Raw genomic sequence first — 15,033 nt, 5'->3', positions numbered from 1 at the left:
GCCATTTCCGGAGTGACAGGGGTAGTCTGCGCACATGACGCAGATTCCCGCACGGATCGGCACTTGGTTCAACACCAAGGGCTGGACCATCCACCCTCATCAGCAGGACATGTTCGATCGGGCGCAAGACCCGGCCACTTTACTGATTGCGCCAACGGGCGGCGGCAAAACGATGGCGGGGTTTCTGCCCTCATTGGCCGAGTTGGCGGACGGTACACGTGCCGGGTTGCATACTATATACGTCTCGCCCCTCAAGGCCCTTGCAGCAGACATCAAACGGAACCTGCGCACGCCCGTGGAAGAGATTGGCTTGCCCATCCGCATCGAGGACCGCACCGGCGATACCTCGGCCACGCGGAAAAAACGCCAACGCGCCGACCCGCCGCATATCCTACTCACCACGCCTGAGAGTCTGGCTCTGCTGACCTCATATGAGGACGCTCCGCGCATGTTTGATGGGGTGCAGCGCGTGATCGTCGATGAAATCCACGCTTTGGCCGAAAGCAAGCGCGGGGATCAACTTATGCTGGCGCTGGCGCGGCTTCAGACTCTGTGCCCGAACATGCGCCGTGTGGGCTTGTCGGCCACGGTCGAGGACCCTCAGGCCATTGCCCGCTTTCTGGCCCGTCACCCCGATCCGTGTCACATCATTCAAGCCGATCCCGGCCCCGATCCCGATATCGCGATGCTGGAAACTGCCGAGATGCCGCCATGGTCGGGCGGAGGTGCAGCTTATGCGATACCCGCGGTGCTGGACCAAATTCGCCAACACAAGACGACTCTGATCTTCCACAACACCCGCGCGCAGGCCGAGATTTTCTTTCACAATCTGTGGCTTGCAAACGAAGACAGCCTGCCCATTGGAATCCATCACGGCAGTCTTGATCGCCAGCAGCGCGAAAGGGTCGAGGCGGCCATGGTCCGAGGTGATCTGCGCGCCATCGTCTGCACCGGCTCTCTCGATTTAGGCATCGACTGGGGCGATGTTGATCTGGTGATCCAGATCGGCGCGCCCAAGAACGTCAAGCGGCTGGTGCAGCGAATCGGAAGGGCAAATCACCGCTACAACGCGCCGTCCAAAGCCTTGCTGGTACCTGCCAACAGGTTTGAAGTGGTCGAATGCGTGGCCGCCCTTGAGGCCGCAAAAGCCCATGATCTGGACGGAGAGCCGCGCGGCGCAGGCCCCCGAGACGTGCTGTGCCAACATATCCTGATCGCAGCCTCTGCGGGGCCATTCAATGCAGATGCACTGTTTACCGAGATGACCTCGGCCGGGCCGTTCGCGCAATTGACACGGCCCGAGTTTGACGACTGCCTCGATTTCTGCGCGACCGGCGGCTATGCCCTCCGAGCCTACGACCGATGGCAACGGTTGCAGCAACGCGCCGACGGTTTGTGGCAGCTAAGGGACCCCCGCGCTGCAGCCCGGATTCGGATGAACCTCGGCACAATTCAGGACAGCGATACCCTGAAAGTCCGCCTGAAGCGCAACCGGGGCGGTAAGCCATTGGGCGAGGTGGAGGAGGCTTTTGCAGCCACTTTGACCCCCGGCGATACCTTCCTGATCGGCGGTCAGATCGTGCGTTACGAGGGCTTGCGCGAGCTTGTGGTCGAAGTCAGCCGCCGTGCCGACAAGAAGCCCAAAATCGCCACTTTTGCGGGGACAAAGTTCGCCACCTCAACGCGGCTGAGCGACCGAATCCTGCGCATGTTCGCGCAGACCGACTGGCCTCATCTGCCGCAACACACAGCCGACTGGCTGAAGCTACAGCGGCATGTCTCTCGCCTGCCCCAACGCAACCGCCTGTTGGTCGAGAGCTTTCCCAGCGACGGGCGCGAGCATATTTGTGTCTACGGCTTCGCCGGACGCAATGCGCAACAAACCTTGGGCCTACTCCTCACCAAACGCATGGAGGAAACAGGCCTTGCCCCTCTCGGATTTGTTGCGACCGACTACGCGACCCTGATCTGGGGCTTGGATGCAGTGACCGATCCGACGCCTCTGTTTCGGATCGATGCGCTGCGCGACGGGTTGGACACATGGCTGGCTGGCAATGCCGTCATGAAGCGCACCTTCCGCGCCTCGGCCACCATCGCAGGCCTGATCGAGCGCAACACTGGCGGGCAACGCAAAAGCGGTCGGCAGGCTACTTTTTCGTCAGATATCCTCTACGACACGCTGCTGAACTACGACCCCGACCACCTTTTGATGCAGATCACCCGCGAAGAGGCCATGCGCGGCCTTGTCGATTTCGGCCGGATCGAGGCGATGGTCGAACGGATTGGCGACCGGATTGATCTGGTTCGACTGGAACGTGTGTCACCTCTCGCCGCACCCTTGTTCCTTGAAGTTGGCAAAGTCCCGGTCAAAGGGGCCGCCGAAGAACGCTTGCTGGCAGAAGAAAGTGCGCGATTGCTGCAGGCGGCCGGGCTGGATACGCTCTAATCAACCTTGCGCGGGCGCGTAAAACGCGCGAAGAACGTTCCATGAACAAGGTTGAGTTTTCCTTTGCAGAGCAGAACCTGAGCGCCCTACCCTCCGGCGCATTGTGGTGGCCTGAGCGGCAATTGCTGTGTGTCTCCGACCTGCATCTCGGCAAGTCCGAACGCATGGCCCGGCGCGGTGGTGCGATCCTGCCGCCTTATGAGAGTCAGGACACGTTGGACAGGCTGGCCAAAGATCTGGAGTTTACGCGGGCCGCAACCGTAATCTGCCTGGGAGACAGCTTTGATGATCTGGATGCCTCCCTGTCGCTTCCCAGCGCCGAGAGGCTGCGCATTGCCACCCTGCAAGCCGGGCGTCGCTGGATCTGGATCGAAGGCAATCACGATCCCGGCCCGGTGGAGCTCGGCGGCACGCATCTGGCCGAGTGGAACTGCGCCACACTCACCTTTCGCCATATCGCGCAGTCCGAGGCAAAAGGCGAGATTTCGGGTCACTATCACCCAAAGGCCACGCTGCGCGCGCGTGGCCGCAGCATTACACGCCCGGCTTTTCTGTTCGATTCAAATCGTCTGATCCTGCCCGCCTTTGGCACCTACACAGGCGGGTTGCGCAGCTCGGATCAGGTTTTGACTGGTCTGATGGGACCGAAGGCATTGGCAATCCTAACGGGCCCTAAACCGCAGATGATCCCAATGCCTCGCTGAGACGGAAGGACGTCGTGCAGCGCCTCAGATCAGGCCGTCCTCTTCCAGCATCGGCCGGTACTTGCGGCTGACCGGAACAAGATCGCCATTGACGAGACGCAGGAAGATCTTGCCCTCGGACCGTTCAACACCCGCTACAGCCTCATCGCACACCCAATGCGACCGGTGCGAGCAATGGCCCGCAACAGGCTCCATCTCGTCTATGGCATCGGTAAAGCGTGAGCGGATCGTAAAGGTCCCCTCAGACGTTACGACGTCCACATTGTGGTCGCGCACGGTCAGGCGGTAGAACTCACCCTGAAAACTCTCGGGCAAACGGCGCGCAAGCCGTGGCATCGGCTTTAGCTCAGGTTCGGCTTCGACCTTGCCATCGTGCCATTCGGCCCGACGCACCAGCAACAGGCCTGTGGCAAACAATATGCCGTAACTGGCAACAGTAGCCATCTCAGGCGCCATATGACCACCCCAGGTGAACAGCAACCACGCCAAAAGCCAGAGGGTCGGAGTGAACATCGCAAGAATCACAACCGCATAGGCCAGATCGCGCGCGGGCAGCTGCTCCAATATCTGATGTCGTTCAATCACATTCCGCGCGGCCCAAATGGCGGCCAAAGCCAACACCATAACGCCGACCCAGAACAGCAAACGCAGGGAAAAAGGCAAATCCGCAGCCAAAAAAGGGGGAAATACGTAGGCCAGCAAAGGCAAGAAAACAACGCCTGCGACCACCCGCTGTGGGGTGCAATGAGAACGCAATAGCGCGAGGTTTAACTTCATACTTACAGAACAGCGGCCCAAGACCCAGTCAGGACATCTTGGACGGTCACGATGTTTACTCGGCAACTGACTGGGAAATAACGGATATCATGAATTGAGGTCCTGTAAAACACAATTCATGCATAGGTTAAGGCGCAGGCCGCTGATCCGGCCCGCGTCTCGCCAGGGTCGGACCGCACAGCGCGGTCCGACGAAGTCGTGGATCAGGCTGAAAGGCCTTCGGGCTCTGGCAGGCCGTTGGCGCGGCAGCACGCAGTCAGAGTGTTGGCCAGTAGGCAGGCGATGGTCATCGGACCCACGCCACCCGGAACCGGAGTGATCGCGCCCGCACGCTCAGCGGCGCTGGCGTAGTCGACGTCTCCGACCAGCTTGTTCTTGCCGTCGCGCTCGATGCGGTTGATGCCCACGTCGATCACGGTCGCGCCTTCTTTGATCCAGTCACCCGGAACCATCTCGGGGCGGCCTACAGCTGCGACAACGATGTCAGCGCGGCGCACGACGTCCGGCAAGTCCTTAGTGCGCGAATGCGCGATGGTTACGGTGCAGCTGTCACCCAGAAGCAGTTGCGCCATCGGCTTGCCCACGATATTCGAGCGGCCAATCACAACTGCATCCATACCCGACAGTGAGCCGTGGTAGTCGCGCAGCATCATCAGGCAGCCCAGAGGGGTGCAGGGAACCATCGATTTCTGGCCGGTGCCCAGCAGGCCAACATTCGAGATGTGGAAGCCATCGACATCCTTGGCCGGATCGATAGAGTTGATCACCAGATCTTCGTTCAGGTGCTTGGGCAGAGGCAGCTGCACCAGAATACCGTGAACCGCAGGATCGTTGTTCAGCTTGTCGATCAGCGCCAGAAGGTCATCTTCCGAGGTGTCGGCGTCCAGCTTGTGCTCGTACGAGTTCATGCCGACCTCAACGGTCTGCTTGCCCTTTGAGCGCACATATACCTGGCTTGCCGGGTCTTCGCCCACCAGAACCACTGCCAGACCGGGCGTGATGCCGTTTTCTTCTTTCAGCTTTGCAACCTGATCGGCCACTTGCGCGCGCACTTTGGCCGCAAAGGCTTTGCCGTCGATAACCTGGGCTACCATCCTGTGATCCCTTCTTTCCAAAAACGGATCGGGCGCAGAGCGCCCGGGTGTTCAGTCGGGTCCAATCACACGCTCTTCGCGGGCAATCGACCAGTCAATCAAAATGCGCCAGAGCTTTTCGGCCAGATCCGGGTCCATCCCCAACTGATCCGAGCTTGCGCGTACACGTTGCACCACCTCTTCGACACGGTCCGGGATTCGGGCCGGAAGGCCCTCGCCTGGCTTCAACTGCGAGGCGCGATCGATGTATTCCGCGCGCGTCACCAACATCTCAATCAGTTGGCGGTCCAGCTTGTCGATCTGAACGCGCAAGTCCTGCATCGTCTCACAGTCTTGCGGCGGTGTCAGAGTGGGCATCGTGATCTCCTCATGGCCCGGGGTGTAATCCCCGGACCACGAGATGGTTCAAAAATCGGCTTAGAACAAGCCCTCAATCTGGCCTTCTTCGTTGAGACGGATTGTCTCAGCGGCAGGTTTGCGCGGCAGACCCGGCATGGTCATGATCTCACCGCAGACAACCACGATGAAGCCGGCACCTGCGGACAGACGAACTTCACGTACCGGAACCGAGTGGCCGGTGGGTGCGCCACGCAGGGTCGGGTCGGTCGAGAACGAGTATTGGGTTTTCGCCATGCAGACCGGCAGGTTGCCATATCCGGCTGCTTCCCATTCCTTCAGCTGGTTGCGGATCTTGTTGTCTGCCAGAACCTCGTCCGCGCGGTAGATGCGCTTGGCGATGGTTTCGACTTTCTCGAACAGAGGCATGTCGTCGGGGTAGATCGGCGCGAAGTTCGCGGTGCCACCTTCAACGATTTCAACAACTTTCTCAGCCAGAGGCGCCGAGCCTTCGGAGCCCAGCTCCCAGTGACGCGACAGTACCGCTTCAACACCGTGCTCGGCGCAGTAGCTCTTGACCGCTTCAACTTCAGCATCTGTGTCGGTGACGAAGTGGTTGATGGCGACAACAACCGGCACACCGAAGGACTTCACGTTCTCGATGTGACGGCCGAGGTTGGCACAGCCAGACTGAACCGCGTCGACGTTTTCGGCACCCAGATCGGCTTTTGCAACGCCGCCGTTCATCTTCATCGCGCGCACGGTGGCGACCAAAACAACGGCCGACGGTGCGATACCGGCTTTGCGGCACTTGATGTTCATGAACTTCTCGGCACCCAGGTCAGCACCGAAACCGGCTTCGGTCACGACATAGTCAGCAACCTTCAGAGCGGTTTTGGTCGCGATGACCGAGTTACAGCCGTGCGCGATATTCGCAAACGGGCCGCCATGGACGAAGGCCGGGTTGTTTTCCAGCGTCTGCACCAGGTTCGGCTGCATTGCGTCCTTCAGCAGAACGGTCATTGCGCCTTCTGCCTTGATGTCGCGGCAGTAAACCGGGGTCTTGTCACGGCGGTAAGCAACGATGATGTCGCCCAGACGCTTTTCCAGGTCTTTCAGGTCGTTTGCAAGGCACAGGATCGCCATAACCTCGGACGCAACGGTGATGTCAAAGCCTGCTTCACGCGGGAAGCCGTTCGACACGCCACCCAACGACGCCGTGATCTGACGCAGAGCACGGTCGTTCATGTCGACCACACGACGCCATGCAACGCGGCGGACGTCGATCTCAGCTTCATTGCCCCAGTAGATGTGGTTGTCGATCATCGCCGATAGCAGCGAGTGCGCCGAAGTGATCGCGTGGAAGTCACCTGTGAAGTGCAGGTTCATTTCTTCCATCGGAACAACCTGAGCGTAACCGCCACCCGCAGCGCCGCCCTTCATGCCGAAGTTCGGGCCAAGCGAAGCTTCACGGATACAGATCATCGCGTTTTTGCCGATGCGGTTCAGGCCATCGCCCAGACCCACGGTGGTGGTGGTCTTGCCTTCACCCGCAGGGGTCGGGTTGATCGCGGTGACTAGGATCAGCTTGCCATCTTCGCGGTCCTGGACCGAGTTGATGAAGTCTTGGCTGACCTTCGCTTTGTCGTGGCCGTAAGGCAGCAGATCGGCAGATTCGATACCGATTTTTGCGCCGATTTCCTGAATCGGCTTCTTGTTCGCTTCGCGAGCGATTTCGATGTCAGATTTGTAGCTCATTGGACAGGGTCCCTGATTGAATGCCGTGCAAAACCGACGCGTCGCGTCGGTGCTGACAAACCCATACAGTTGCATACCCAAGCAGTGGCTAAGGATTCCGACATATTCGTGCCGCGAAACGGCGTCGCTCAATTTCAAGCGTTTCCAATCGGAAACGAATGAGCGCTATGGCTGCCAGAGCGGCTGATCGGGAACAAACAGCTTCAAACGATCGCCGATATGCAGAGCTCCGGGCCGTTCGACCCATCCCGTGATCCCCCGCCGCCCCTGCGCGGCCGGTTTGAAGGCGGCACCGTAGCCGCTGTGATCCGCCTCAATCTCACGTCCGGGTAGGACACAAGGTGCGTTTTCCATATCGACGGTAATCGTCAAATTCGCCTCGGACCGAAGGCGCGAAGACGGCGGGATATGGGAAAAATCAGGGATGCCCTTCAACACGATCGACGCTCCCAGGTAAGACGGATCAAGATGGTCCAGCTCCATCGCGGCGGCAATCTCCGACAGCTCCTCTGCTGACAGAATCGACACCTGTCGGACATTCCGAATCTCGGTGCCTTTCGGATAGACATTGCTGACACGCACGCATGATGCACGGTTGAGACCCTCGTGCCGTTCGCCTTGCACCCCGTCAAAGCCAAACTCCAACGCCTCAACGGGCTGAGCGCGCAGCGACTGACCGGCCGGGACGCGCCCCAACCAGACGACCTCGGCAGAGAATTCGGTTTCACGCAGGAATGGCATGGGGTTTTCCTTCTGCATCCATCTGCGCGCATAATGACCAGCAGGTGGCGGAAGAAAAGAAAAAACCCGAGGTCTGGACCTCGGGTTTTCGTATTTATGCGGTTGGCTCCGGCTCCATTCCACCTTCGGGTGGAGACTTCTTGGGCTTGGTCTTTGGAATGGCCGTTACGCTGGGCGCACTACCCTGATCCGGGCTGTCGCCCTCGTCATCGCCTTCGGTCGGCGCATCCCCATTCATGACCCGCTTGATCTCGTCGCCGGTGAGGGTTTCGTATTCCAACAGCCCCTGCGCCAGACGCTCCCATTCCTCACTCTTGTCGGTTAGAATCTGGTGGGCGCGCTCATAGCCCTGCTGGATCAGGCGCTTCACCTCTTCCTCGATCAGCTCTTTGGTATGAGCCGAGACCGAGAAACCAGCGGTGTTGCCCGAATACCCCTCATGGGCTTCGGCATAGTCGATATTGCCGACCTTGTCCGACATACCCCAGCGCATCACCATGGCGCGCGCCAACTGGCTGGCCTGCATGATGTCACCGGCCGGACCGTTCGAAACATGGTCTTCACCGTATTTGATGACTTCAGCCGCCTTGCCCGCCATGGTCATGGCCAGCTTTTGCTCACACTCATCACGGTGATAGTTCAGGCGATCCATCTCCGGTAGAGAGACAACCATACCCAGCGCGCCACCGCGCGGAATGATCGTTGCCTTGTAAACCGGGTCGCACATCGGCAGTTCCAGACCAACAACGGCGTGGCCGGCCTCGTGATACGCGGTCTTTTCCTTCTGATCCTGGGTCAGCACCATCGAGCGGCGCTCAGCCCCCATCATCACCTTGTCCTTGGCGTTCTCAAAATCCTCCATGGTGACAAAGCGACGGCCTACACGTGCAGCCATCAGCGCGGCCTCGTTCACAAGGTTCGCCAGATCCGCACCCGAGAAGCCCGGAGTACCGCGCGCAATGATGCGCAGGTCAACATCAGGACCCAGAGGGGTCTTGCGCGCATGCACGCCCAAGATCTTCTCACGGCCTTTGATGTCGGGGTTGCCGACGGTCACGTTCCTGTCAAAGCGGCCCGGACGCAGCAGCGCCGGGTCCAGAACGTCTTTACGGTTGGTCGCGGCCAGAATGATCACACCTTCGTTGGCCTCAAAACCGTCCATCTCGACCAGCAATTGGTTAAGCGTTTGTTCACGCTCATCGTTACCACCGCCATAGCCAGCGCCACGATGGCGACCCACGGCGTCGATTTCGTCGATGAAGACAATACAAGGCGCGTTCTTCTTGGCCTGCTCGAACATGTCACGGACACGGCTCGCACCGACACCCACGAACATTTCAACGAAGTCAGAACCCGAGATGGTGAAGAACGGCACACCCGCCTCACCCGCAATCGCACGGGCCAGGAGCGTTTTACCGGTACCCGGAGGACCAACCAGCAACGCACCTTTTGGGATCTTGCCACCCAGACGGCTGAATTTCTGCGGGTTGCGCAGGAACTCAACGATCTCTTCCAGCTCTTCCTTGGCTTCGTCGATGCCAGCAACGTCATCAAAGGTCACGCGGCCGTGCTTTTCGGTTAGCATCTTGGCTTTGGATTTGCCAAAGCCCATCGCGCCGCCTTTACCGCCGCCCTGCATCCGGTTCATGAAGTAGACCCAAACGCCGATCAGCAGCAGGAAGGGCAGCAGAGTGATCAGGAACGACTGGAAGCCCGATTGCTGCTGCTTGACCGCTTCGACCGGAATCTGTTCGTCGATCAGCAGCTTCGTGACCTCGGCGTCACCAGGTTTGATCGTGGTGTAATTCGCGCCGCTTTGTGTGGTGTAGCGAATTTGCTCACCATCCAGCGTGACGTTCTTGACCTCACCGCTTTGAACGGCGCTGACAAAGTCGGAATAGGTGCGTTCATTGCCCTGAAGAGTTCCGCCCGGTCCGCTGAATAGGTTGAACAGTGCAAGGATCAGCAGGAACAGAACGACCCAGAAGGCGATATTACGAGCGTTGCCCAAGGAAATTCTCCTAAAAGATTTCGGCAGACAAGGACCTGCCGGGTTGCTTCTTAAAATAGAGAGGATTGGCTGAGGTTCAATGCGATAAAAAAGATGCGTGAAACTCAGGCCAATCAGGAGCCAGATCAGCGCTCCAGCCATTGGCGAATCCGGCCAGGGGCGCGGCCTCAAGAGTGTCGCCCCTCCAAACCGCTGGGGACGCTTGCAAAGCAAGCCGTGGACGCCCCGCGGCACGCCAGTCGGACAGCATCTGTAAGCCGTTTTCACCAAGAGCCCGAATCTCCGTCCCTGGAATATCGGGGCCGGACAGCACCCAACGCGCGTCCCATGTAGCCGTGATTTTCGCGGTCAGGCCGTCAACCGCGTTGAATTCTCTGCAGATCCACTGTTTTTCTGCCTTTGAAAACAGCAAACAGCCCCCAATTGCGGCGGGACCCCCGTTCAGAATGGCCTGCAACGCCTGATCCACAGTCGATTGGCGCGGCGGGTAGCCGGGGCCCGCGATCCATGAAACAGCGCCAACCAGAACCCTACGCCGGATTTCTTCAGGCAGCGCGGCGAAGCCCTCGCGATCCAGCACAACGGACCCAGCATCGACCGTAGCTACCCCTTGGGCGGAGTCCTGCGCATAGCGTTCTAGCGCCTCACGCGCTTGTGTGAGGTTGTCGGCGACACGCGTCAGGGTTTCGGCCGATATGCCTAGCGGTTCCAGATCAGACACGGCTTGCCGCGCCTTGATCCGGTCAAAGCGTGTATCCTGATTCGAGGGGTCCTCGACCCACTGCGCGCCGATCTCGGTCAAATAGGCCCGCAGCCTATCTCGAGTGATCCCTAGCATAGGGCGCAACAGGTCGATCCCATCGTGGGTTCGACTGCTTGGCATACCCGACAGTCCCGTCACCCCGGCCGAACGGGCCAGTCGCATAAGAAGTGTTTCGGCCTGATCATCCGCCGTATGGCCCAGCGTAATCGCGCTGATATCGTTGCGCTTCGCCCACTCCGTCAGTAACGCATATCGCGCCTGCCGGGCCTGATCCTGCAGGTTGCCTGCGCCATCCCAACCCTGCCAGCTCAAAATTTCGTGAGGAATACCCAACGCGGCGGCCTGTTTTGCAACCATTCGGGCCTCATCCGCAGACTCGGCGCGCAAACCGTGGTCGACCGTGGCGGCGAACAGCGCCACACCTTCGTCAGACGCAATACGGTGCAAAAGGTGCATCAGGGCGACAGAGTCCCCTCCGCCCGAGACCGCGATGCCCATACGCTCTGGCAACCGGTCAGGCAGCCGGGCGCGCATGTCGGATGTCAGTGTGTCGAGTGGCGGGGTCAAGAACACCCCAAAGAGGCCATTTCCTGCACTGCACTGGTGGCTTGCCCCGAGGCAGGGAAACGCACGCCAACCTCTGACAAGGTGATGCAGGCTTGATCGGTCTGGCCCAAACGACCCAAAGCAGCGCCAAGTTCGAACAGAGCTTCGGGCGCCACAGCTCCTTCGGAATCCCCAGTAAAGCTGGCGAGGAATGCACGCGCCGCCTCGCGCGTATCCCCGAGCCCTTCGAGCGCTTTGCCGCGGTTCAAATGCGCCTCGGGTGCAAGTGGGCTGCCGGGATATGAGGTGTCGAATTGTGCGAACATCGTGGCGGCTGTCTGGAAGTCACCATCCGCCAGCGCTTGAGACGCATCGTCGAAATCCGCTCGCTCGCCAACGGCCAGCTCGCCCTGGTCCGAAGTGTTCGGCTCCGTCGGCGCGGGTGTTACCGCAGCGGTGGATTCCCCTTCGCCGCCCAAAGTGGAGGTCTCACCCAGTGCCGACAAATCGCCGCCTTCCAGCTCGACCAAGCGGAATTCAAGATCACCGATCCGGTTGGTGCCGTCGGTCACGATATTCTGGACGCGCTGATTCAACTGCTCAGTCTGACGGGTCAGGCGCTGCAACTCGGCCTCAATCGCATCCACACGTTCAAGGATCGAGCTGCCAGACAGGTTGGGCGCAGGAGAGCCAGTGGTCGAAAACTCACGTTTCAAGCGCTGTATCTCGACATACAGCACTGTCAACTCCTGCCGGATATCCGCCAGGGTCTGCTGATCCTGCGCTTGCGCGACGCCTGCTGTTGCCACAACTGCGGCCAGAACCCATCCTGCAACTCTCATCGTCTTACCCCAAGGTTGAACCGGTCAGCACCGTAACCGCGCGGCGGTTTTTGGAATAACAGTCCTCGGTGCTGCAAATCTCGATCGGGCGTTCTTTGCCGAAGCTGACCGTCGTCAGACGATTGCCTGCGACCCCACGCGAAATCAGGTATTCACGCGCCGCATTGGCCCGACGTGCGCCCAGCGCAAGGTTGTATTCCCGCGTGCCCTGCTCATCCGCGTGACCTTCGATGGTTGCCACGTAATCAGGGTTGGCCAGCAGCCATTCCGCCTGCCCTTGTAAAACGGTCTGCGCCTGCGGCGACAGGGTGGACTGATCAACCGCGAACAGAACACGATCCCCGACCGTCTGCTGGAAATAGGCGGGCGAGCGCGGATCACTAGGAGAGCCAGCGACAATCGAGCCGCTACCACCAGCGCCGCTGCCACCCAAAGCCGAAGGATCATTGTTGGTACAGGCCGCGACCACGCTTAGCGCGCCCAAGGCCAGGATTTTGCCCAATACGTTCATCTCAAGTGCCTCGTTGTTTTGTTTGTTGCCGCCTGTCTATCACAGCGACTGTTTCTTGTGAACTTTGCCTCGCATTGGCGGCGATCAATTCTGCAATGGCCCCCAGGACGGGTCGCTGCCGCCATCCGGCGTGCGCACGGGGCGCAGGTTTCGACCCGAGATATCCACGGAATAGAGCGTCGCCCGTCCACTTGCGCCCTGCGTCTCGCGGGTGAACATGATGACGCGGCCGTTTGGCGACCAGGTCGGGCCTTCGTCGAGAAAGGACGAAGTCAGCAGGCGTTCCTCACTGCCATCGGTGCGCATCACGCCGATATGGAAGCGGCCTTTGTTCTGCTTGGTGAAGGCAATCAGATCACCACGCGGCGACCAGACCGGCGTACCATACCGCCCCTGACCAAAGCTGATCCGCGTCGCTTCGCCGCCGTTTGCCGCCATCACATAAAGCTGCGGCGTGCCTGAACGGTCGCTTTCAAACACGATCTGGCTGCCATCCGGCGAATAGCTGGGCGCGGTTTCGATCGCAGGCGTGTTGGTCAGGCGGGTGCTTTGGCCTGAGGCCAGATCCATCCGCCACAGATCGGTATTGCCGCCCTGAATCAGCGAATACACAATCGACCGCCCGTCCGGTGAAAAACGCGGAGAAAAGCTCATGGTGCCGTCCTGCGTTTGCAGTTCGCGCCGCTGCACGCGGCCCACATCCAGAATATAGATGCGCGGACTGCCGCTTTCGTAGCTGGTATAGAGCAGTTGCTCGCCAGTCGGCGAAAAGCGCGGGGCCAGAACGATGGCCGCGCTATCCGTCATGTACTGAACATTGGCCCCGTCATAATCCATGATCGCTAGACGCTTGAGGCGCTGGTTCTTTGGGCCACTTTCCGACACAAAAGCAACGCGGCTATCGAAATAGGCGCCCTCGCCCGTAATCCGGCTGTAGACCTGATCAGCAACCTTGTGCGCCATGCGTCGCCAGCCATCCGTGGTGCCCGCCAACTGCAGACCGTTCCCAAGCTCCTGCCCCGAAAACACATCCCAGACCCGGAACCGAACCGTCAGCCGCTTGCCCGAAACATTCACCGCCCCTGTCACCAAAGCCTGCGCGTTGATCGCTTTCCAATCGGCAAACTGGACCGGCGCGTCAAAGCTGCTGACCCGGCTGATGAACGCGTCCGATGAGATTTCGCGGAACAACCCCGTTCCGGTCAGATCCGCCGCAACGACACGCGAGATATCGTTGGCGAACTGCGTCGCTGCCGGGCCGTCGGGTACGAAGTTGGGAACCGCAAAGGGCATCGGCTCGATGATGCCTTCGTCGATTTCCAACCGCAGGGGGCTGTTCTGAGCGTAAACCGGAGCTGACACCAAGGTCAGCCCAAGAAAGAGGCTGGTCAGAAGTTTCATCATTTGATCCGCATCCTCTCGGGATTGAATGTAATCTCAATATCCTGCCAGTGATCGTATTTGTCAGCAGGCAGATCATATCCACGCGCGCCACAGCGCAAAATTGCGCGTCGGGCCGCCTGATAGGCTTGATTTTCGGCACCCGAAGCACCGCCAGAGCTATTCAGCAAGCGAATGCTCTCGCTGATAATCGTGCCATCTCGATTGAGCGAGAACGCAACCGTCACCACCACGTTCAGCGCATCGGTCGACAGTGATCCGACATTCCAGCACCGCGACACTGCAACGCGCATCGCGTCCTTTTCACCGCTGGTGAGCGGCGGGCCGGAGGGTTCCGTTCCACCCGCCAAGGCTTCGGACAACGCGTCATTGATGGCGTCACTATTGTCCGGCGCAGGCGTTGGCGTTGGGGTTTCCGGGGCCGGTTCCGGAGTTTCCGCAACCTCAGGCGCGGGTTCAGGACGGTTGGGCCGCACACGCGGGCGCGGAGAGGTCAGAGGCGCTGGCTCGTCGGTCTCTTCGGCCTCGGTCACAATCTCGGGCGCGGCTTCTTCAGGGGCCGTCTGATCCTGTTGCTCTTGTTGCGTCTCAGCGCCTTCGTCCAGTGAAACCGGGGGCGTTTGCACCTCATCCGGCTCTGCCTCGGGCGGAGGCGGCGCGATAGCCTCGGGGGCAACACGCTCGGCTGGGCTGGGTTGCGCTTCAGGTCCCGGCGGCACCGGCAAGGCGGCCGTTTCCGGTTCCGTCAACGTCGGAGGTTCTTCGGGCAACTCAGGCTCAGGCTGAACCTCGACCGTTTCGGGAACAGTCTCAGGCTCCGGCTCTGCGGGCGTCACAGGCTCCGGGCGCGGCTGTTCTTCCGGTGTCACCTCAGGGGCGCTGACCTCAGATTCCGGCGCGTCGGGTTGTTCCAGAGTACCCGGAGACTCCGGCAGCTCAGGCGCATCGCGCTGCGCCGTGAGCGCTGCGAATTGCTCAGCCGAAATCACGGAAACATCCTGCACTTGTGTCGGCAGCGGCTCGGACCGGAAGGTGCCGCCGAACAACGCCCAGCCGATCAGGCTGACATGCGCAATCGCTGAAATCTTGGTGCCGGTATCCAC

At 60.1% G+C, this 15,033-nt stretch carries 13 protein-coding genes; 2 read left to right on the top strand and 11 right to left on the bottom strand.

Annotated elements, in window-relative coordinates; translation table 11 throughout:
• Positions 1 to 34 precede the first annotated feature (34 nt).
• Both ACR0I8_RS12080 and pdeM read left to right on the top strand, forming a co-directional pair.
• On the top strand, positions 35 to 2,446 hold the full coding sequence (locus tag ACR0I8_RS12080; RefSeq protein WP_170377829.1) for a ligase-associated DNA damage response DEXH box helicase: 2,412 nt from the start codon (positions 35 to 37) through the stop codon (positions 2,444 to 2,446).
• 41 nt (positions 2,447 to 2,487) lie between these two features.
• A complete protein-coding gene (pdeM, locus tag ACR0I8_RS12075) occupies positions 2,488 to 3,150 on the top strand; it encodes a ligase-associated DNA damage response endonuclease PdeM (RefSeq protein WP_170377827.1) in 663 nt (220 codons plus the stop codon).
• 24 nt (positions 3,151 to 3,174) lie between these two features.
• Here pdeM and ACR0I8_RS12070 read toward each other — a convergent pair whose 3' ends face one another.
• From ACR0I8_RS12070 to ACR0I8_RS12020, 11 genes are all read right to left on the bottom strand, one after another.
• Positions 3,175 to 3,813, bottom strand: a complete 639-nt coding sequence (locus ACR0I8_RS12070; RefSeq protein ID WP_425083875.1) for a LytTR family DNA-binding domain-containing protein — start codon at positions 3,811 to 3,813, stop codon at positions 3,175 to 3,177.
• 317 nt (positions 3,814 to 4,130) lie between these two features.
• On the bottom strand, positions 4,131 to 5,021 hold the full coding sequence (folD, locus tag ACR0I8_RS12065) for a bifunctional methylenetetrahydrofolate dehydrogenase/methenyltetrahydrofolate cyclohydrolase FolD (protein ID WP_170377823.1): 891 nt from the start codon (positions 5,019 to 5,021) through the stop codon (positions 4,131 to 4,133).
• A 51-nt stretch (positions 5,022 to 5,072) separates the two neighbouring features.
• Positions 5,073 to 5,378, bottom strand: coding sequence for a chorismate mutase (locus tag ACR0I8_RS12060; RefSeq protein ID WP_170377821.1), 306 nt, complete (start codon positions 5,376 to 5,378; stop codon positions 5,073 to 5,075).
• Between the two features lie 60 nt (positions 5,379 to 5,438).
• Entirely contained in the window at positions 5,439 to 7,115 is a 1,677-nt protein-coding gene (locus ACR0I8_RS12055) for a formate--tetrahydrofolate ligase (RefSeq protein ID WP_170377819.1), read from the bottom strand.
• Positions 7,116 to 7,280: 165 nt separating this feature from the next.
• Positions 7,281 to 7,856, bottom strand: a complete 576-nt coding sequence (locus ACR0I8_RS12050; RefSeq protein ID WP_170691131.1) for an MOSC domain-containing protein — start codon at positions 7,854 to 7,856, stop codon at positions 7,281 to 7,283.
• A 94-nt stretch (positions 7,857 to 7,950) separates the two neighbouring features.
• Positions 7,951 to 9,867, bottom strand: a complete 1,917-nt coding sequence (gene ftsH, locus ACR0I8_RS12045; RefSeq protein ID WP_170639309.1) for an ATP-dependent zinc metalloprotease FtsH — start codon at positions 9,865 to 9,867, stop codon at positions 7,951 to 7,953.
• A gap of 76 nt (positions 9,868 to 9,943) precedes the next feature.
• Positions 9,944 to 11,203 (bottom strand): tRNA lysidine(34) synthetase TilS, encoded by a 1,260-nt coding sequence (tilS, locus tag ACR0I8_RS12040; protein WP_480703203.1) that lies wholly within the window; start codon positions 11,201 to 11,203, stop codon positions 9,944 to 9,946.
• Positions 11,194 to 12,018, bottom strand: a complete 825-nt coding sequence (ybgF, locus tag ACR0I8_RS12035) for a tol-pal system protein YbgF (RefSeq protein ID WP_170691129.1) — start codon at positions 12,016 to 12,018, stop codon at positions 11,194 to 11,196. Before ybgF ends, tilS begins: the two co-directional genes overlap by 10 nt.
• A 4-nt stretch (positions 12,019 to 12,022) precedes the next feature.
• Positions 12,023 to 12,529 carry a peptidoglycan-associated lipoprotein Pal gene (gene pal / locus ACR0I8_RS12030; protein ID WP_170462258.1) on the bottom strand — a complete coding sequence of 169 codons (507 nt, stop codon included), beginning with the start codon at positions 12,527 to 12,529 and terminating at the stop codon, positions 12,023 to 12,025.
• Positions 12,530 to 12,613: 84 nt separating this feature from the next.
• Positions 12,614 to 13,933, bottom strand: a complete 1,320-nt coding sequence (gene tolB, locus ACR0I8_RS12025) for a Tol-Pal system beta propeller repeat protein TolB (RefSeq protein ID WP_170377809.1) — start codon at positions 13,931 to 13,933, stop codon at positions 12,614 to 12,616.
• Positions 13,930 to 15,033 carry an energy transducer TonB gene (locus tag ACR0I8_RS12020; protein WP_170691128.1) on the bottom strand — a complete coding sequence of 368 codons (1,104 nt, stop codon included), beginning with the start codon at positions 15,031 to 15,033 and terminating at the stop codon, positions 13,930 to 13,932. The genes tolB and ACR0I8_RS12020 overlap by 4 nt, the downstream gene beginning before the upstream one ends.

This window comes from Ruegeria sp. BG9 (genome assembly GCF_056538305.1).
The sequence above is the reverse complement of the archived record's forward strand: the minus strand, read 5'-3'. Positions and strand labels throughout refer to the sequence as shown.

Coding starts and splice junctions, on each gene's coding strand:
- ACR0I8_RS12080 (WP_170377829.1), top strand. CDS start 35: ATGACGCAGATTCCCGCACGGATCGGCACTTGGTTCAACACCAAGGGC.
- pdeM (WP_170377827.1), top strand. CDS start 2,488: ATGAACAAGGTTGAGTTTTCCTTTGCAGAGCAGAACCTGAGCGCCCTA.
- folD (WP_170377823.1), bottom strand. CDS start 5,021: ATGGTAGCCCAGGTTATCGACGGCAAAGCCTTTGCGGCCAAAGTGCGC.
- ACR0I8_RS12060 (WP_170377821.1), bottom strand. CDS start 5,378: ATGCCCACTCTGACACCGCCGCAAGACTGTGAGACGATGCAGGACTTG.
- ACR0I8_RS12055 (WP_170377819.1), bottom strand. CDS start 7,115: ATGAGCTACAAATCTGACATCGAAATCGCTCGCGAAGCGAACAAGAAG.
- ACR0I8_RS12050 (WP_170691131.1), bottom strand. CDS start 7,856: ATGCCATTCCTGCGTGAAACCGAATTCTCTGCCGAGGTCGTCTGGTTG.
- ybgF (WP_170691129.1), bottom strand. CDS start 12,018: ATGAGAGTTGCAGGATGGGTTCTGGCCGCAGTTGTGGCAACAGCAGGC.
- pal (WP_170462258.1), bottom strand. CDS start 12,529: ATGAACGTATTGGGCAAAATCCTGGCCTTGGGCGCGCTAAGCGTGGTC.
- tolB (WP_170377809.1), bottom strand. CDS start 13,933: ATGATGAAACTTCTGACCAGCCTCTTTCTTGGGCTGACCTTGGTGTCA.